The organism is Mumia sp., from assembly GCF_028803055.1.
Lineage (GTDB): Bacteria > Actinomycetota > Actinomycetes > Propionibacteriales > Nocardioidaceae > Mumia.
Genome location: NZ_JARBCJ010000010.1, coordinates 17317 through 35207, shown reverse-complemented (window position 1 = coordinate 35207; position 17891 = coordinate 17317). Strand labels below are relative to the sequence as shown.

General features: G+C 69.9%; 16 protein-coding genes. 5 read left to right on the top strand and 11 right to left on the bottom strand.

From position 1 onward, the window contains the following. The 9 genes from PV363_RS02210 to PV363_RS02170 form a co-directional block, all read right to left on the bottom strand. On the bottom strand, positions 1-2808 hold a 2808-nt coding region (locus PV363_RS02210; protein WP_301021588.1), incomplete at its 3' end, for an error-prone DNA polymerase. Between the two features lie 15 nt (positions 2809-2823). Next, the gene (locus tag PV363_RS02205; protein ID WP_301021587.1) at positions 2824-4377 is read right to left on the bottom strand and encodes a DNA polymerase Y family protein; all 1554 of its coding nucleotides are present in this window, start codon (positions 4375-4377) and stop codon (positions 2824-2826) included. Beyond that, positions 4377-5063 carry a hypothetical protein gene (locus tag PV363_RS02200; RefSeq protein ID WP_220365456.1) on the bottom strand — a complete coding sequence of 229 codons (687 nt, stop codon included), beginning with the start codon at positions 5061-5063 and terminating at the stop codon, positions 4377-4379. The genes PV363_RS02205 and PV363_RS02200 overlap by 1 nt, the downstream gene beginning before the upstream one ends. A 128-nt stretch (positions 5064-5191) precedes the next feature. Then, the gene (locus PV363_RS02195) at positions 5192-6898 is read right to left on the bottom strand and encodes an ABC transporter ATP-binding protein (protein WP_220346836.1); all 1707 of its coding nucleotides are present in this window, start codon (positions 6896-6898) and stop codon (positions 5192-5194) included. After that, entirely contained in the window at positions 6895-7869 is a 975-nt protein-coding gene (locus PV363_RS02190; RefSeq protein WP_220365457.1) for an ABC transporter permease, read from the bottom strand. Before PV363_RS02190 ends, PV363_RS02195 begins: the two co-directional genes overlap by 4 nt. Beyond that, positions 7862-8788, bottom strand: coding sequence for an ABC transporter permease (locus tag PV363_RS02185; RefSeq protein WP_220365458.1), 927 nt, complete (start codon positions 8786-8788; stop codon positions 7862-7864). Before PV363_RS02185 ends, PV363_RS02190 begins: the two co-directional genes overlap by 8 nt. A gap of 151 nt (positions 8789-8939) precedes the next feature. Then, a complete protein-coding gene (locus tag PV363_RS02180) occupies positions 8940-10541 on the bottom strand; it encodes an ABC transporter substrate-binding protein (protein ID WP_301021586.1) in 1602 nt (533 codons plus the stop codon). A 333-nt stretch (positions 10542-10874) separates the two neighbouring features. Next, positions 10875-11831 carry an electron transfer flavoprotein subunit alpha/FixB family protein gene (locus tag PV363_RS02175; RefSeq protein ID WP_220341152.1) on the bottom strand — a complete coding sequence of 319 codons (957 nt, stop codon included), beginning with the start codon at positions 11829-11831 and terminating at the stop codon, positions 10875-10877. Between the two features lie 13 nt (positions 11832-11844). Next, a complete protein-coding gene (locus PV363_RS02170) occupies positions 11845-12624 on the bottom strand; it encodes an electron transfer flavoprotein subunit beta/FixA family protein (protein WP_220341151.1) in 780 nt (259 codons plus the stop codon). A 270-nt stretch (positions 12625-12894) separates the two neighbouring features. Between PV363_RS02170 and PV363_RS02165 the strand changes: the two genes are divergently transcribed. From PV363_RS02165 to PV363_RS02145, 5 genes are all read left to right on the top strand, one after another. Next, on the top strand, positions 12895-13998 hold the full coding sequence (locus PV363_RS02165) for an AI-2E family transporter (protein ID WP_220341150.1): 1104 nt from the start codon (positions 12895-12897) through the stop codon (positions 13996-13998). A 30-nt stretch (positions 13999-14028) separates the two neighbouring features. Further along, positions 14029-14541, top strand: a complete 513-nt coding sequence (locus tag PV363_RS02160) for a DUF6069 family protein (RefSeq protein WP_220341149.1) — start codon at positions 14029-14031, stop codon at positions 14539-14541. A gap of 28 nt (positions 14542-14569) precedes the next feature. Continuing rightward, on the top strand, positions 14570-15316 hold the full coding sequence (locus PV363_RS02155; RefSeq protein ID WP_301021585.1) for a class I SAM-dependent methyltransferase: 747 nt from the start codon (positions 14570-14572) through the stop codon (positions 15314-15316). A 94-nt stretch (positions 15317-15410) separates the two neighbouring features. After that, positions 15411-16022, top strand: a complete 612-nt coding sequence (locus PV363_RS02150) for a ClpP family protease (RefSeq protein WP_220341148.1) — start codon at positions 15411-15413, stop codon at positions 16020-16022. Beyond that, on the top strand, positions 16019-16633 hold the full coding sequence (locus PV363_RS02145; protein ID WP_220341147.1) for an ATP-dependent Clp protease proteolytic subunit: 615 nt from the start codon (positions 16019-16021) through the stop codon (positions 16631-16633). The genes PV363_RS02150 and PV363_RS02145 overlap by 4 nt, the downstream gene beginning before the upstream one ends. Here the strand turns inward: PV363_RS02145 and PV363_RS02140 are convergent, their stop codons facing one another. Together PV363_RS02140 and PV363_RS02135 are read right to left on the bottom strand one after the other, a co-directional pair. Beyond that, positions 16634-17026 carry a helix-turn-helix transcriptional regulator gene (locus tag PV363_RS02140; RefSeq protein WP_301021584.1) on the bottom strand — a complete coding sequence of 131 codons (393 nt, stop codon included), beginning with the start codon at positions 17024-17026 and terminating at the stop codon, positions 16634-16636. A gap of 88 nt (positions 17027-17114) precedes the next feature. Beyond that, positions 17115-17816, bottom strand: a complete 702-nt coding sequence (locus PV363_RS02135) for an acyltransferase (RefSeq protein ID WP_220365462.1) — start codon at positions 17814-17816, stop codon at positions 17115-17117. Positions 17817-17891 lie beyond the last annotated feature (75 nt).

Below are 17891 nucleotides of genomic sequence, written 5' to 3'. Positions count from 1 at the left end.
GGTGACCCCTGCCAACCCGAGCCGTACGACGAAGCGTCCGTCGCGGCGGTGCCACGCGTGGTCGAACGGCACGTCCGCGTCGAAGTCACCGACCGGTGGCTGATCCTGCTCGAGGCAGGCGTCGTGACCCGCGGACGCCAGAGAGTGACCCGCGGACGCCAGAGAGTGACCCGCGAGCTCCGGAGAGTGACCCGCGAGCTCAAGGTCGGCGCCTGCACCCGAGCGGTTCACGTCGGGGCGCAGCACCTCCACCCCGTGGCGCCGCGCGTCGGCGACCAGGCTCGCCGGCGAGTAGAACCCCATCGGCTGCGAGCGTAGGAGCCCCGCGAGGAACGCCCCCGGATAGTGCAGTCGCAGCCACGTGCTCGCATACACCAGCAGCGCGAAGCTGATCGAGTGCGACTCGGCGAACCCGAAGCTCGCGAACGCCTCGATCCGCTGGTAGATCTCGTCGGCCAGGTCGCCGGTGATGCCGTGCGCGGCCATGCCTGCGTACAGCGTCGCGCGCAGCCGCTCGATCTTCTCGACGCCGCGCTTGGACCCCATCGCCCGCCGCAGCAGGTCGGCCTCGTCCCCGGTGCAGCCGCCGACCTGCATCGCGATCTGCATCAGCTGCTCCTGGAACAGCGGCACGCCGAGGGTACGGCGAAGCACCGGCTCGAGCGCCGGGTGCAGATAGGTGATCTCCTCCTCGCCGGTCCGCCGCCGGATGAACGGGTGCACCGCGCCACCCTGGATCGGACCCGGCCGGATCAAGGCGATCTCGCACACCAGGTCGTAGAAGCGTCGCGGCTTCAGGCGCGGCAGCGTCCCGATCTGAGCGCGGCTCTCCACCTGGAACACCCCGACCGAGTCGCCGCGGCAGAGCTGGTCGTAGACACCGGCCTCCTCCTTGGGGATCGACGCCAGGCTCCACTGCTCGCCGGTGTGCTCGGCGACGATGTCGAACGTGTGCTGGATGGCGCCGAGCATCCCGAGACCGAGCAGGTCGAACTTGACCAGACCCATCCAGGCGCAGTCGTCCTTGTCCCACTGCAGGACCGTGCGGTCCTCCATGCGGGCGTGCTCGATCGGGCACACCTCCCCCACCGGTCGGTCGGTGAGCACCATGCCGCCCGAGTGGATGCCGAGGTGGCGCGGCGCCTTGAGGAGCTGCTCGGCCAGGTCGAGCACCGGCTCGGGCACGTCCTCGGTCGCCTCGTCGCGCGGCAGGCTGCTCCAGCGGTCGATCTGCTTGGACCACGCGTCCTGCTGCCCCTGGGAGTAGCCGAGTGCTTTGGCCATGTCACGGACCGCAGACTTCGGACGGTACGAGATGACGTTGGCGACCTGCGCGGCGTTGTGGCGGCCGTACTGCTCGTACACCCACTGGATCACCTCCTCTCGCCGGTCGGAGTCGAAGTCCACGTCGATGTCGGGCTCCTCCTCACGGCTCGCCGACAGGAACCGCTCGAACGGCAGGTCGAACGTCACCGAGTCCACCGCCGTGATCCCCAGGGCGTAGCAGACCGCGGAGTTGGCGGCCGACCCCCGACCCTGGCAGAGGATCCCGCGACCCTTCGCGAACGCGACGATGTCGTGGACGATGAGGAAGTAACCCGGGAAGTCGAGCTCCTCGATCACCGCGAGCTCCGCCTCCAGGCGCTCGTAGGTGCTCGGCGGGGCGTCGCGATAGAGCTCGGCAGCCCCGCGCCGCACCAGCTCGCGCAGCCACGACATCGGGGTGTGCCCGTCAGGCACCTTCTGCTTGGGCAGTCGCGGCTTGGCCCGGCGCAGCTCGAACGCGAGGTCGGCGGCGATGTCGACGGTCCGCTCCACCGCGCCGGGATATCGGGCGAAGAGGCGGGCCATCTCGAAGCCCGAGCGGAGGTGCGGTGGCCCCGCCGCAGGCAACCAGCCGTCCATCGCGTCCAGGCTGCGACGCGCCCGGACCGCAGCGACCGCCCCCGCGAGACGGCGGTCGTGGGGCGTTGCCGCGTGCACGTTGCCGGTCGCCACGGTGGGAAGCCCCAAGCGGTCCGCGATGGCCGCGAGCGCGTCGTTGCGGACGGAGTCGTACGGGTCGCCGTGGTCGGTGAGCTCGACGAGGACCTGGTCCTCGCTGAACCGGTCGAGCAGCGCCCGCACCTCCTTCTCGGCGGCGAGCTCGTCGACCTCGACGCCGGTCGGACCGACCAACGCCTGGCGTACGGCGCCCTTGCGGCAGCCGGTGAGCACGACCGCGTGCCGGCCGAGGCGGTCGGCGAGGTCGTCGAGGTCGTAGAGGGGTCGGCCCTTCTCGCCGCCCGCCAGGTGCGCGGCGGTGAGTGCCCCGGCGAGGCGGTGGTATCCCTCCTGTCCACGGGCGAGCAGCAGGAGATGAGTGCCGTCCGGATCTGCGGCGCCGTTCTGAGGACCGCGCAGGTCCAACGACAGCTCCGCCCCGAACACGGTCGGCAGACCGTGCACTGCCGCGGCCTCCGCCATCCGCACCACCCCGTAGAAGCCGTCGTGGTCGGTGAGCGCCAGCCCGGTCAGCCGCAGCCGCACCGCCTCCTCGACCAGCGCCTCCGGGCTGCTCGCACCGTCGAGGAAGCTGAAGTCGGAGTGCGCGTGGAGCTCGGCGTAGGGGACGTACGGCTCGTCCGGCTCCGGTGACGACTCCTCGACGGCGCCCGACGGCTCGTACGGGGCACGTTTGCGGGAGAACGCCGGACCGTCGCCGCCGTCGGGGACGTCGAAGGCAGGCGACTGCTTCTCCGGCGGCAGCCGCCCCGACAGCCGCCGCTCGAGCTCGGACCAGGGCATGTCGGGGTTGTTGAAGCCCATCAGTCGGCCCCGGCCTCAGTCATATCGGGCCTCCACGCACCAGACCCCGTCGCTGACTCGCAGCAGCCACGCGCTGCCGTCGACCCCGACCACCTGGAACCGGGCCGCCCGCACCGCCTCCCGCGCGTCCCACCAGCGCTCGTCGACAGGCCACGGCCCTGCCCAGGCGGCCACCGGCCGGAGCTCGGCGTCGCTCGCGGCGAACCGCGCAGGCGCGGCCGTCACCATGCCCCGCTCGCTGACCCTGACCGGCTGTCCGGAGGAACCGACCACCTGTGCCGGACGCGGTGGGTCGTAGACGGTGGCCGGCGCCGGTGCTGGCAGGCTGCCGGGCCACGGCGGTGCGGCCGGGCGCTCAGCTGAGAGCGGATCGCCCCACGGCACCAGCGTCCGTCGGTCGGAGGGACCTCGTCCGCCTCCGACGACCGCCGAGACCACGGCCTCCCGGCCGAGCATGCTCTGCACCTTGGACGCGGCCCGGTGGATGCGCGCGTCGGGGCCACTCCCCCACAGGCCCTCGGCATGGTCGGTCACCGGCGCCACGTCCTCCGGGATCAGCTTCACCCCGGTGATCGGCGCACTGACGGCCGAGACGGCCGTGCCCGATCCCGACGACGCCTGCAGCTGCCAGCGGACCCGGTCGACGATGTCGCCGGCGTCGAACCAGCGGGGATGCAGCCACTGACGCTCGGCGATCTGCCCGTCGTCGGTGTGCACCTCGACCCACAGGCTGGTGCAGACCAGCTGCCGCTCGGCGTGACCGGTGACGAACGCCTCGGCCGTCCGCCGGACGCTGAACGCGACCGCCTCCGCATCCTCGAGCGGCGGCTCGAACGAGACCTCGCGCTCGAGGTCCGAGGGAGGGCGGCGCGCCGCGAACGCCCGGTCGTCGGCGCCTCGAGCGAGCCGATGGGCGAGTGCCCCGTCGGGCCCGAACCGGGTCAGCACGTCGGCCGGACGCAGAGCGGCGAACGCCCCGAGCGTACGGAGCCCGAGCCGCTGCAGCAGGCTCACCATCTCGGGCCGGTCGAGGACGCTCACCGGCAGGTCGGCGAGGAAGGCGGCCGACTCCCCCGGGGGCACCACGAGACTGTCCTGCACGCTCGCCTGCCGAGCAGCCTGCTCGGCAGCGAACACGGCATCGGCGACACCGAAGCGCACGTCGTCGATGCCGTGCTCGACCAGCCTCTCGGCGAGGACCGCAGCCGCGTGCTGCTCACCACCGAAGTAGCGGCCGGGACCCGCCACGCGGACCGCGCAGGTCCCCGGACGCAGCGGCTGCACCCCAGGAGCGATCTCCTCGACCGCGGCGAGCACCGGCTCGAACGCACGCACGTCGAGCCCGGGGTCGTAGTCGAGCGTCACCAGGTCGGGACAGCGCGCCTGCGCGTCGCGCATCCGCTGGCCACGGCGCACCCCCTCGGCGCGCGCGGAGGTCGAGCACGCCCGGACCTCGCCGCGCTCGAACAGCGCGATCGGTGCCCCCGGCGGCAGCCCGGCGCCGGCACCGGTGTGCCGGACCGCCCGGACGGGCCAGTCGGGGCACCACGCCACCAGGGTGCGCGCCATCAGCTCGCCACCCCGTAGCCGAGCGCCCCGGGCAGCGCCACGACCGTGTCGTCCCCGACAGCAGCCGGCTCGACGACCGCGTCCAGCCACAGCCGGGTGCGGTGCGGCCGCCCCCAGCGACCGGTCGCGGTCACGGTGACATGACGACGGCGCAGGTGACCGTGCCCGTCGCCCATCCCGGTCCAGGAGCTCTCGGTGACCTCGAGCCGGCCGGCGGCACGGGGCCACACGCCCGGGTGGGGCGTCAGCGCGACCACCGTGGTGCCGTGCTGTCGCAGACGTGCCGTGATCCGCTGCGCGTCACCGTCACGGACACGAGAGGAAGGGCGTACGACGATCGCGTCCGTCACGTCGGCGAGCGTGCTCACCACGTGCTGCCAGTGCTCACCGGGCGCCGGGACGAGGATGGTCCGCTCGAGCGCGAGACCGAGCGAGGCTGCGGCCTCGGCTCCCATCTCGGGCACCCCCACCACGGCGCACCAGGCCCCGTCGATCGACGGGCCGGCGGCCAGCGCGAGAGCCAGGGCGAGGGAGTCAGCCACCTCGTACGTGGTGCCGCGCAGCAGCCCACCCGGCACCACCTGAGCCAACGCGGGCAGCGTCGGAAGGCGGTCCCGCACCTGCGGGGACGACCCCTCCATCGCCCGCATCCGCGCGGCAAGCTGATCGAGAACGGCTCCGGTCACCTCTCCATGTTCGAACAGATGTTCGAAGGAGTCAAACGGGTGTCCACCGCCTGGCCGAGGGTGTGAACGACAGCACCGCCGTCCCCCCGATCAGGGGGTACGGCGGCGCTGCGGCGTGCGCGTCGTGGTCAGGCCGAGGCCAGGAGGTCCCGTCCGGGGATGGCGTCGAGCAGCCTGCGCGTGTAGCCCTCGCGCGGGTTGTCGAACACCTCTCCCACGCCGGCGGCCTCGACGATCTTGCCGTCCTGCATCACCAGCACGTTGTCGGCGATCTGACGGACCACCGCGAGGTCGTGCGTGATGAACAGATAGCTCAGACCCATCTCGGCCTGGAGGTCGTTGAGCAGCTCCAGGATCTGAGCCTGGACCAGCACGTCGAGGGCGGAGACCGCCTCGTCGAGCACGACGACCTCCGGCTCGAGCGCCAACGCGCGCGCGATCGCGACCCGCTGGCGCTGTCCACCGGACAGCTCGTTGGGGTAGCGCCGCATGATCGACCCCGGCAGCGACACCTTCTCGAGCAGGTCACGGACCTTGGCCTCGCGCTCCGCCGACGAGCCGATCCCGTGAGTCGCCAGGGGCTCCTCGATCGACTTGAAGATGGAGTACATCGGATCGAGGGAGGCGTACGGGTTCTGGAAGACGGGCTGCATCTGGCGGCGCAGCGCCATCAGCCTCTTGCCCTTCAGCTGACCCGTGTCGTACCCATCGAAGTGGACGGTGCCGCCGGTCCGATCGAGCAGGCCGAGGACCATCCGCGCGACCGTCGACTTGCCCGAGCCGGACTCGCCCACGATCGCGGTGGTGGTGCCACGACGCAGCCGGAAGCTGACGTCGTCGACCGCTCGGAGCTCGGTCTTGCGCCACGGACGGTCGCCCGGCAGCATGAACACCTTCGTGAGGTTCTCCACGACGATGATGTCGTCGTGGCCCTTGCCGACCTCACCCTGCGTCGTCGCGACCTGGGCCGCGATCTCGCCGGCGGTCTGCACCGCCTGCTCCCGGACCTCCGCGCGCGCCCGCACCGAGCTCAGGCGCTGCGACGCGATCGAGGGGGCCGAGGACACGAGCCGCTGGGTGTAGGGGTGCTCGGGGTTCTTGAGGATCTCCAGCGCCGGACCGGACTCCACGACCCGGCCCTTGTACATGACGACGATGTGGTCGGCACGCTCTGCCGCCAGACCCAGGTCGTGGGTGATCAGCAGCACCGCGGTGCCCAGCTCGTCGGTCAGGCCGTCGAGATGGTCGAGGATCTGCTTCTGGACGGTCACGTCGAGCGCCGAGGTCGGCTCGTCGGCGATGAGGAGCTTGGGACGTGCGGCCAGACCCATCGCGATGAGCGCACGCTGGCGCATGCCGCCGGAGAACTCGTGCGGGTACTGGCGTGCACGACGCTCGACGTCGTTCAGGCCGGCCTCGGCAAGCAGCCCGTTCACGCGGCGATCGGCGTCCTTGCCCTTGGCGATGTCGTTGGCGACCAGGGACTCTTTGATCTGCGTCCCGACCCGCCAGAGCGGGTTGAGGTTCGACATCGGGTCCTGGGGCACGAGGCCGATCTGGTCACCACGCAGGGACTCGAAGTCCTTCGTGCTCGAGTGCGCGATGTCCTTGCCGTCGAAGAGGATCTCGCCGCCGGTCACCCGCCCGGTGCCCGGAAGCAGCCCGATGATCGCGTGCGCGGTCGTCGACTTGCCCGAGCCGGACTCACCGACGATGGCGACGGTCTGGCCCGGGTAGACGGTCAGGTTCGCCCCCTCCACGGCAGGGATGGCCTTCTTGTCGGCGTAGAAGGCGACGTCGAGGTTGCGGACCTCGAGGAGTGGCTGCTGGCTCATCGCTTCTTCGCCTTCGGGTCGAGGGCATCACGGACAGCGTCACCGAGCAGGATGAAGCTCAGCACGGTGAGCGCAAGAGCGGCGGCGGGGACGAACATCACGCCGAGCCGAGTGCCGGACCGGACCAGCCGCTGCGCCTCCGCGATGTCGTTGCCCCAGGAGACCACCGTGAAGGGCAGGCCGAGCCCGAGGAACGACAGCGTGGCCTCGGCGACGATGAAGATGCCGAGCGACACGGTCGCGGTGACGATCACGGGAGACATCGCGTTCGGGACGATGTGACGCCACAGGTTGCGCGAGTCCTTGGCGCCGATCGCGCGGGCGGCATCGACGAACTCGAGGTTCTTGACCTCGATGACCGAACCGCGCATGATGCGGGCGATCTGCGGCCAGCCGAAGACGGCCAGCGTCACGACGACGGCGGCGATGCCGCCCCAGAACCCGCGGTCAGGGAACGCGTTCGTGAGCGCCGAGAGGCTCACGATGGCTGCCAGGATCAGCGGGATCGCGAAGAAGATGTCGCTGATGCGCGAGATGATCGCGTCGGCCCAGCCTCCCTTGAAGCCGGCGATCGCTCCGGTGATGCCACCGATCACGACGACGAACAGCGTGGTGAGGACACCGACGGCGACCGAGGCACGCGCTCCGTACAGGGTCCGCGACCACACGTCGCACCCCTGGAAGTTGAACCCGAAAGGATGGCCGGGCGACGGGGGGTCGAGGCTTCGGCCGACCTCGCAGAATCGCGGGTCGGCGTTGGTGAAGAGTCCGGGGAACGCGATCACCACGGCCAGGACGGCCAGGAGCGCGGCGGAGATGAGGAACATGGGGTTGCGGCGGAGCTGCTTCCACGCCTCCTTCCACTGGCTGGAGGGCGCCTCGTCCACCTGGATCGAGTCGACCGCCGCGAGCGGGGTCTCCTCGATCGGGGCCACGTAGCGCTCCTGCCCCGCGAGCGTCGGCTTAGGCATAACGGATCCTTGGGTCGAGGAAGGCGTACAGCAGGTCGACGAGCAGCGCCGCGATGACGTACACGAGGACCATGATCGTCACGACCGAGACGATCGTCGGTGTCTCTCCGCGGATGACTGCCTGGTAGGCCAGATTGCCGACGCCGGGGATGTTGAAGATGCCCTCGGTCACGATCGCGCCTGCCATCAGGGCACCGAGGTCGACACCGAGGAACGTCACGACCGGGATCAGGGAGTTGCGCAGGACGTGGCGTCGGACGACGGTCCCCTCGGGGAGCCCCTTGGCCCGCGCGGTTCGCACGTGGTCGGCGCCGAGGTTGCCGGCGACCGAGGTCCTCGTGAGTCTCAGGACGTAGGCGAACGAGACGAGTCCGAGCACGATCGCGGGAAGCAGAAGGTTGTAGAACGAAGCGTCACCGCCGACGGTCGCAGGGAACCACTCGAGCTTGACGCCGAAGATGAGCTGCAGCACGAAGCCGAAGACGAAGATGGGGACGGCGATGACCAGCAGCGACACGACGAGCATCGTCGAGTCGAAGAGCTTGCCCTTGCGGAGACCGGCGATGGTGCCGGCGATGATGCCGAAGACGGCCTCGAAGACGAGGGCCATCAGCGCGAGCTTGATGGTGACCGGGAAGGCGTCGGCCACGAGATCGATGACAGGACGGCCGGTGAACGACTGTCCGAGGTCGCCGGTGACGGCGCCCTTGAGGAAGAGGAGCCATTGCACGAGGAACGGCTCGTCGAAGTTGTACTGCTCCCTGAGCTGAGCCAGCGTCGCCTCGGAGACCGGCTTGTCACCGAACAGCGCGCGGACGGGATCACCGGGGCGAAGGAAGACTAGCGCGTAGATGAGCAGCGTCGACCCGAGCAGGACGGGGATCGTCTGCAGGATTCGCCGCGCGGCATACCACCACATGTCAGTGGCCTCCTACGGGATGGTCTCTCCGAGAGGAGAGAGATGGTTTCAGGGCCCGTCGGCGCCGGTAGGCACCGGGGACCCGCGCAGGCCGCGCGGGGGGCAGCTGGTGAGCTGACCCCCGCGCGCCCCGCATGCGGTGGTGGTGCGACTACTTTGTGATGTTCTGGTAGATCGGAACACCCTGCCAGTTGAACTTGACGTTCTTGACGCCCTTCGCAGCGGCGCCAGTGGCATCGGTGTACCACATCGACAGACCCGGCAGCTCCTCCATGAGGATGGCCTGCGCGTCGACGAACGCCTGGTAACGATCCTCGTCGGTCTCCGCGCCTGCCGCCTTGGCGATGAGGGCGTCGAACTCCTTGTTGGACCAACGCGCGTCGTTCGAAGCCGCGCCGGTGCCGTAGATCGGGCCGAGGTAGTTCGAGATCGACGCGTAGTCCGGCTGCCAGCCGGCGCGGAACAGGGCACCGGTCTTGTTGTTGTCACGGTCGTCGAGGAACTCGTCGAACGTGGCGTAGTACTTCGGCTCGGCCTTGATGCCCAGAGTGTTCTTGATCTGGTTGGCCATCGCGTCGACCGACGCCTTGTTGCCGGCGCCATCGGTGTTGGTGGCGATCAGCAGCTTCTTGTTGCCCCAAGGCTCGATCTTCTCGGCCTCGGCCCAGCGCTTCTTGGCCTCGTCGGCGTTGAACTCGAGAACCTCGTTGCCGGGGATCTCGTCGGTCCAGCCCGGCATCGTCGGGGCGCTGAAGTCGAGCGCCGGGGTGCGGGTGCCGAAGAACAGCTTCTCGGTGAGCTCCTCGCGGTTCAGGGCCATCGAGACGGCCTGACGGCGAAGCTTGCCGGCCTCACCGGTGAAGCCGGGGAGGTCGACCGGGAACTGGAACGAACCGTTGACCGAGCCGGGTGCCTCGATGGGCTGGATGGCCGAGTCGTCGGCGAAGGTCGCCAGCGCGCTGTCCGGGACGGTGTCCAGGACGTCGAGGTTGCCCGACTGGAGGTCGGTGTAGGCGGCCTCGGTGTCGGTGTAGACCACGAAGGTCACGCCGCCGTTCTGGGCCTTGCGGGCGCCGTCGTACTCGCCGTTCGGGACGAGACGGATCTCCTTGTTGTTCTCCCAGGCCTCGAGCTTGTACGGGCCGTTGCCGACCGGCTTCTCGCCGTACGCCTTGATGTCGGCGAAGGCCGACTCAGGCAGCGGGTAGTAGGCCGAGTAGCCGAGACGCAGCGGGAAGTCGGACTCCGGCTGCTTCAGCGTGATCGTGAAGGTCTTGTCGTCGACGACCTTCAGACCCGAGATCGTCTGGGCGTTCTTGTCGAGGGTGCCCTCGGCGGTCGTGCCCTCGATCGGGTAGTAGAAGTACGAGGCGTTCTGCGCGTTCTTGCCCCCGGGGCCGGCGCCGTAGTTCCAGGCGTCGACGAAGGACTTCGCGGTGACGGCGGTGCCGTCGCTGAACTTCCAGTCCTTGAGCTTGATCGTCCAGGTCTTGTTGTCGTCAGAGGTGATCGACTCAGCGACCTCGAGCTCCTGCGAGCCGTCTTCCTTGTACGTGATGAGGCCCGCATAGAGCAGATCGATGACGTTGCCGCCGCCGACCTCGTTGGTCGCCTGCGGAACCAGCGGGTTCTGAGGCTCGGTCGAACGAGCGGTGATGACGGCGTCGGTCGAATCGCTCGAACCGTTGCCCTCATCTCCCCCGTCGCCGCCGCAGCCGGACAGTGTCAGTCCGATGGCTGCGAGCAGCGCCACGCCTCCAAGGCGAGTACGCCGGGAGAGTCGCATGGGAATCCTCCTGTTGTGTGTGGGAACGCGCAGAAAACTTTCCGCGGACCCATCGTTGCTCGGGATCTTCGACCAGAACAGGTCGGGAGCCAGACACTTATCGAAGTGTTACAACCGCCAGGCTCCTTGATCGTGACCACAGTATTATCAGATCCCCGAAATTGAGGTGCGCAGAGGGGCCCTGATGTGCCTTCGCGGGCCCTGCGGGACGCCAGAGCGAGGTTTCGAGCACAGCAAGACCGCCACGCCTCCCGGTTCGGGGGACGTGGCGGCCTGGGGTCGTACGGACCTGGTGCTGGGTCAGCCCTTGCGCTTGTTGACCTCGTCGGTCGCCTGCGGGAGGACCTCCTTGAGGTCGCCGACGACGCCGAAGTCGACCAGCTCGAAGATGGGCGCCTCCTCGTCCTTGTTGACGGCGACGATCGTCTTGGAGGTCTGCATGCCGGCGCGGTGCTGGATCGCTCCGGAGATGCCGTTGGCGACGTACAGCTGCGGCGAGACGGTCTTGCCCGTCTGACCGACCTGGAAGCTGTGCGGGTACCAGCCCGAGTCGACCGCCGCGCGCGAGGCGCCGACTGCGGCACCCAGCGAGTCGGCGAACGCCTCGACCTGCGAGAAGTCGCCGCCGGTGCCACGGCCGCCGGAGACGACGATGGCCGCCTCGGTCAGCTCGGGACGACCGGTGGCCTCGCGAGGCTTGGAGTCGGTGATCCGAGCGCCCTTGGCCACGTCGGACACGGTGACGGACACCGGCTCGAGGGTGGCGGCTGCGGACGACTGCTCCGGGGTGACGGAGTTCGGCTTGACCGCGACGATCGGGGTGCCCGTGGTGACGGTCGCCTCGACGGTGAAGTTGCCGGCGAAGACCGACTGCGTCGTCTCCACGCCGTCACCGGCCGCGCGTACGTCGACCGCGTCGGTGATCAGACCGGACTGCGTCTTGATCGAGAGGCGGCCCGCGATCTCCTTGCCCTCCGCCGAGCTCGAGACGAGGACGGCGGCCGGCTGCTTGCTCGAGACGAGCTCGGCGAGGGCCTCGGCCTTGGGGGCCACGAGGTACTCGGTGAGCTCGGGGGCGTCGAGGACGTAGACCTTCTCTGCGCCGTACTGGGCGAGGTAGGCCTGCGCGGCGTCGGCGCCGGACCCGATGAACACGGCCGACGGGGTGCCGAGACGACGCGCCAGCGTCAGGAGCTCACCGGTGGTCTTGCGGACGGTGCCGTCGACGTGGTCGACCAGAACGAAAATCTCACTCATCTGTCGCTGCTCCTCAGACGAACTTCTTCGACGCGAGGAACTCGGCCAGCTTGACGCCGCCGTCTCCCTCGTCGGTGACGATCTCGCCGGCGCTGCGGGGCGGCCGCGGCGCGAACGAGAGGACCTTGGTCCAGGCGGCGTCGAGGCCGACCTCGGACGGATCGATGCCGAGGTCGGAGAGGGTGAGCTCCTCGACCGGCTTCTTCTTGGCCGCCATGATGCCCTTGAACGACGGGTAGCGAGGCTCACCGGACTGGTCGGTCACCGACACGACCGCCGGAGCGGTCGCGGTGATGGTCTCGGTCGCGACGTCGCCGTCGCGGCGGACGGTCACCGTCGAGCCGTCGACGCTGATCTCGGAGCCGTAGGTGACGGCCGGGAGACCAAGTCGCTCGGCGACCATGGTGGGGACGACGCCCATGGTGCCGTCGGTCGAGCTCATGCCGAAGAACACGAGGTCGTACTCGAGAGTGCCCAGAGCCTTGGCGATGATGAGCGACGTCGCCGCGGCGTCCGAGCCGGCGATGTCGTCGTCCTCGACGTGGACGCCCTTGTCGGCGCCCATCTGGAGTGCCTTGCGGACGGCGTCGGCGGCGTCGGCCGGGCCGACCGTCAGGACGGTCACCTCGCCGTCGCTCTCCTCCGCAGCCAGGAGCGCCTGCTCCACGGCGTACTCGTCGAGCTCCGAGAGGAGGCCGTCGACGCCCTCACGGTCGACGGTGCTGTCCGACGAGTCAAAGGACCGGTCCGCCGTAGCGTCCGGTACGTACTTCACACAGACGACGATGTTCATGGCCTGCTCGGCCCCTCCTGTGGAGTCGACTTCTTGGACACGGCGCTCGCACGGGACGCGCGTCGTTGCAGCCGCGGGCGACTGCGTGCCGGGTCGCGCTACGACCACGGCACCCCCAGGTTACCGACAGGTAACCTTTATGACGACTTCGTCACGGGTGGCGTGGGTCACACCACGGACCCTGCGACCCTCCGGCTTCCCGCAGCGGTGGCCCGTAGCCGGGGGGACTTCGAGAGGTCGTCAGCGCGGCACGCTGCGACACTGAGCCACATGTCCGAGCCTAGGGCACTGCCAAGGACGCTGACCATCCTGGTCGGGACGGCGGCCTTCGTGGTCGTCGTCGCCGGAGTCATGAGGATCCAGGGGATCGCAGGCCCCACCTTCCTCGCGGTGTGCCTCACCGTGACCGTCCACCCGCTGCGCGGAGTCCTCACCCGCTGGGGACTTCCTCGCTGGGTCGGGACCGTGACCTGCGTCGTCACCGTCTACGCGATCCTCGTCGTCCTCGCCGTGACCCTCGTCCTGTCCGGGGCGCGCTTCGTGCAGCTCGTCGGCTCGTACGAGGACGAGTTCGACCGCTGGGTGGCCGACATCAAGAAGGCGCTCGACAGCTTCGGCATCGGTCAGGGAGAGCTCAACCAGATCTTCTCCAGCGTCGACATCAAGAGCGTCGCGCCGTACGTCGCGGACGCGGTCTCCAGCGCCACCTCGGTGACCGGCAACGTGCTGCTCATCCTGATCCTCCTGCTGTTCATGGCCCTCGACGGCGGCATCTTCCCGCGTCTCTCCACCCAGGTCCCCGAGCGCCACCGGGCGACCCTCGAGGCGCTGGCCGACTTCGCCACCGGGACACGGCGCTACTTCGTCGTCGCGACCGTGTTCGGGCTGATCGTCGCCATCGGCAACGTGATCCTGCTCTACGCCCTGGGGGTGCCCGAGCCGATCCTGTGGGGCGTGCTGTCGCTCATCACCGGCTACATCCCCAACATCGGCTTCGTGCTGGGCCTCGTGCCGCCGGCGATGCTGGCGCTGCTCGACTCGGGCTGGGAGACCGCGTTCTGGGTGGTGGTCGGATACTGCGTGATCAACGGCGTCGTGCAGTCGGTCATCCAGCCCAAGATCGTGGGCGACTCGGTGGGCCTGTCGGCGACCCTGAGCATGCTCTCGCTGATCTTCTGGACGCTCGTCCTCGGCGCGTGGGGGGCGATCCTCGCGATCCCGGCCACCCTGCTGGTCAAGAAGCTCCTGGTCGACCGTGATCCCGAGACGCGATGGCTGTCGCCGTTCCTCGCCGGGCGCGAGGTCGCGGACGCCGGTGGCGGCGACGCGAGATCAGGGGCACGAGATCGGCGGCGCGGGGCGGATCACCGGTAGCGTGACGGAGACCCCGTACCAGGAGGAATGATGTCCTACCAGCAGCCACCCCAGAACGATCCCCGCCGAGTGCCCCAGCCCGCTGCGGACGCCGACTCCGAGACACCCAGCGGCCTGACGGTGAACACGGGCAGGCTCTGGGCCGGCGGGGTCGCCACCGCGGTGGTGGCCGGCCTGGCCGCCGTGGTGGGTCTCCTCGTCTTCCGAGGGGTGTTCGACATCGCGGTGCTCGTGCCGTCGGGCGGGGGACGGTGGGACGTCGTGTCCACGATCCCCTTTGCCCTGGTCGCGGCGGGCGGTGCCCTGCTCGCCACGGCGCTGATGCACCTCCTCGTCCTGGCGACGCCGCGGCCCCGGCTGTTCTTCGGGTGGATCATGGTGCTGGTGGGTGTGATCGCCGGCGTACTGCCATTCACCATCAACGTCGAGACCAGCGAGCAGGTCGCCAGCGCGGTGGTCGGTGTGCTGATCGTGGTGGTGATCGCGAGCCTCGTCTCGAGCACCGCTGATCGCGCCGTGACGGTCGCCCCTCCCGCCTACTGAGCGGGGACCTGACCCGTACGCTGCGGACGTGAGCAGCGAGGACGACGACACGAGACCTCAGATGGTGATCACCGGTGAGCGCACCGTGCCGGGGATCTGGCACGAGAACTACTGGTTCCGTCGCCACGAGGTCGTGTACGAGTCCCTGCGTGATCGCGTCCGCAGCGCCCGCGTGCTCGAGGCCGGCTGCGGCGAGGGGTACGGCGCCGACCTCCTGAGCCGCGCGGCGGGCTCGCTGTTCGCGCTCGACTACGACGAGTACGCGACCGGTCACGTCCGCACGGCCTACCCCGACGTGCCGGTGGTGCGCGGCAACCTCGTCGCCCTCCCCTACGCCGACGCCTCGTTCGACGTCGTCGTCAGTCTGCAGACCATCGAGCACCTCTGGGACCAGGACGGGTTCGTCGCCGAGTGCGTGCGCGTGCTGCGTCCGGGTGGTGTGCTCGTCGTCAGCACCCCCAACACGCTGACGTTCCCGCCGGGCAACATCTACCACCCGAAGGAGCTCGAGCCCGGCGAGCTGCGCGACCTCGTGGCCCGGCACGCGACCGTCACGTCGCTCGTCGGCCTCCACCACGGGCCCCGCGTCGCCGCGTGGGAGCAGGACCACGGGTCCCTGGTCGATGCCCAGATCGCCACGCCGTACGAGGAGTGGCCGACAGCGGTCGCCGAGGTCGTCCGCTCGGTGCGCACCGACGACTTCGTGCTGCGCGAGGGTGACGACGCGGACCTCGCGGCCTCGCTCGACCTCGTGGTCACCGCGGTCCGCGACTGACGCTCCGGCACGGTCCCGGTCGTGCTGCCGAGGGCAGATCCGCTCTCGGACGAAGCACTGGATCGGCAGGACCCTCGCGGCGCACCGTAGGTCCATGACCGACACCAGAACACCCCTCTTCGACGCCGCGACGCGACAACAGCTGCTCGGCCAGCGCATCCTCGTGCTCGACGGCGTCCTCGACGACGACAACGGGACGCTGCTCACGACCCAGATCCTCACGCTGGCCGCCGACGACGCCGTCGCCGACATCGCCCTGTGGATCCACTCCCCCGGCGGGTCCGTGCCGGCGATGCTCGCACTGCGAGACGTCATGCGGCTCGTGCCGTGCGACGTCTCGACGCTCGCCCTCGGCCTCGCCTGCAGCGCCGGGCAGTTCCTGCTCTCTGCCGGGACGCCGGGCAAGCGGCACGCGCTCGCCCACGCTCGGGTCCTGATGCACCAGGGATCAGCGGGGATCGGTGGCAGCGCGGTGGAGATCGAGGTCCAGGCCGACGATCTCCGCCACACCCGTGACACCGTCCTCGCCCTCATCGCCGAGGACACCGGTCAGCCGTTCGAGCAGATCTTCGAGGACTCCCTCCACGACCGCTGGTACACCGCACCCGAGGCGCTGGCGTACGGCTTCGTGGACCACGTCGTCGATCGCTTCGACCAGGTCATGCCCGCTCGTCGGCGCACGGTCGGGATCGGGGTGACGCGATGAGCCAGTACACGATCCCCAACGTGATCGCCCAGCACCCGCGCGGCGAGCGGATCATGGACGTCTACTCCCACCTGCTGACCGAGCGCATCGTCTATCTCGGGACCGCGATCGACGCCGGTGTCGCCAACGCCCTCATCGCGCAGCTGCTGCACCTCGAGGCCGACAACCCCGACGCGGAGATCAGCCTCTACGTGAACTGCGAGGGTGGCGACGAGACCGCGATGCTGGCCGTCTACGACACGATGCAGCACATCCGTTCCCCGATCGCGACCGTCTGCGTCGGGCAGGCGATCGCGGCCGGCGCCGCCCTGGTCGCCGGTGGTGCGCCGGGGCGTCGCGCGAGCCTCCCGCACGCACGCTTCGTGCTCCACCAGCCTGCAGCGCGCGGCCAGGGGACGATCCCGGACCTCATCCTCCAGGCCGACGAGGTGGTCCGGGTGCGCAACGAGATGGAGGCGATCCTGTCCGCGCACACCGGACAGAGCGTGGAGACCCTGAGGCACGACACCGACCGTGACCGGGTGTTCTCGGCGACAGCGGCGCGGGAGTACGGCCTCGTCGACGCGGTCATGGAGCAGGCGGTGCTCCCGCCCGCGGCGTACGCCTCGTGATCAGGCGACCGCGGCCATCGCCTTCGGGCCGCGGCTCGTCGACGAGCTGATCACACGCGACGCGAGGTCGTGGTGGACGACGCCGGTGAGCTCGCGCAGCGAGGTCTCCAGCGCACCGGCGACCGCGGCGATGATCTCGCTCGACGGCTCCTTGCGGCCACGCTCGACCTCGGACAGGTATTGCACGGAGATGCCGGCGAGGCCGGCGACGTCGACGAGACGGAGGCCGAGCGCCGCACGACGCTGCCGCATCCGCTCGCCCAGGACCTCCCGCCAGAGCGGCTCGGGCTCGGCAGGGACACTCGGACGACGCAGCGGACGCGGCGGCTGCGGCCGGGTGGCAGGCTCGGCTGCCGGCTCGTGCGGCGCCGGGAAGCGGATCAGATCGCCCATGTCCCGATGCTAGGGCGCCGCGCCGCGGTCGTGACCGGCGTTCCGCTCTCCGCAGAACGCCATCCCCCTCGCGACGACGACGTCCCGGTCAGACGGCCGGTCCGTCGCGCTGGTCGCGAGCCTCGGCCTGCTCGTCGGCGACCTCGGCGGTGTAGCGCTGGATCTCGGCCCACTCAGCCAGGTCGTCGCGGCGGCTCTTGACCACGCGGCCCGGGAGCCCGGCGACGATCGCGAAGTCGGGGTACTCGCCGCGTGCGACCGTGTGGGCCGCGAGCACGACGCCACGGCCGGTACGCGTCCCGCGGAGGACCGTCGCCTTGACCCCGATCCAGGAGTCGGGGCCGATACGGACGGGCGACACGACCAGACCCTGGTCCTTGATCGGCACGGCCAGGTCGAGCGTCACGTGGTCGAAGTCGCAGATGTAGGTCCAGTCGGAGATGATCGTCGACGCACCGATCTCGATGTCGAGGTGGGCGTTGACGGTGTTGTCCGACCCCATCACGACCTTGTCGCCCAGCCGGAGCGTCCCGTTGTGCGCGCGCAGCGCCGTCCGGTCGCCGAGGTGCACGAACGCACCGAGGACCACCCGGCCGTACGGGGGGTGGTCCTCGACGACGACGTCCTTGCCGAGGAACACCATCCCCTCCGTCACCACGTGGGGATAGCGCCGCTTGAACCTCCAGAGCCGCCAGTAGCGGACGACGTGATACCACGTCCACGCGCGGTGGCGCCTCACCCAGCGGAGCGAGTCCAGGGTGAGGAAGCGTGCGGGCTGCGGAGCGGGCATCAGCCGACGGGCGTCATCGAAGGCGGGTCACGGCTTGGTCGCTGCCACCGAGACGTTGTAGTAGAGGCCCTTGGG

What these genes read in the sequence shown, in the direction of transcription:
- PV363_RS02150 (WP_220341148.1), top strand. Translation starts at nt 15,411, where the DNA reads ATGACCGACACCAGAACACCCCTCTTCGACGCCGCGACGCGACAACAG.
- PV363_RS02190 (WP_220365457.1), bottom strand. Translation starts at nt 7,869, where the DNA reads ATGCCTAAGCCGACGCTCGCGGGGCAGGAGCGCTACGTGGCCCCGATC.
- PV363_RS02160 (WP_220341149.1), top strand. Translation starts at nt 14,029, where the DNA reads ATGTCCTACCAGCAGCCACCCCAGAACGATCCCCGCCGAGTGCCCCAG.
- PV363_RS02195 (WP_220346836.1), bottom strand. Translation starts at nt 6,898, where the DNA reads ATGAGCCAGCAGCCACTCCTCGAGGTCCGCAACCTCGACGTCGCCTTC.
- PV363_RS02185 (WP_220365458.1), bottom strand. Translation starts at nt 8,788, where the DNA reads ATGTGGTGGTATGCCGCGCGGCGAATCCTGCAGACGATCCCCGTCCTG.
- PV363_RS02135 (WP_220365462.1), bottom strand. Translation starts at nt 17,816, where the DNA reads ATGCCCGCTCCGCAGCCCGCACGCTTCCTCACCCTGGACTCGCTCCGC.
- PV363_RS02145 (WP_220341147.1), top strand. Translation starts at nt 16,019, where the DNA reads ATGAGCCAGTACACGATCCCCAACGTGATCGCCCAGCACCCGCGCGGC.
- PV363_RS02165 (WP_220341150.1), top strand. Translation starts at nt 12,895, where the DNA reads ATGTCCGAGCCTAGGGCACTGCCAAGGACGCTGACCATCCTGGTCGGG.
- PV363_RS02140 (WP_301021584.1), bottom strand. Translation starts at nt 17,026, where the DNA reads ATGGGCGATCTGATCCGCTTCCCGGCGCCGCACGAGCCGGCAGCCGAG.
- PV363_RS02205 (WP_301021587.1), bottom strand. Translation starts at nt 4,377, where the DNA reads ATGGCGCGCACCCTGGTGGCGTGGTGCCCCGACTGGCCCGTCCGGGCG.
- PV363_RS02170 (WP_220341151.1), bottom strand. Translation starts at nt 12,624, where the DNA reads ATGAACATCGTCGTCTGTGTGAAGTACGTACCGGACGCTACGGCGGAC.
- PV363_RS02175 (WP_220341152.1), bottom strand. Translation starts at nt 11,831, where the DNA reads ATGAGTGAGATTTTCGTTCTGGTCGACCACGTCGACGGCACCGTCCGC.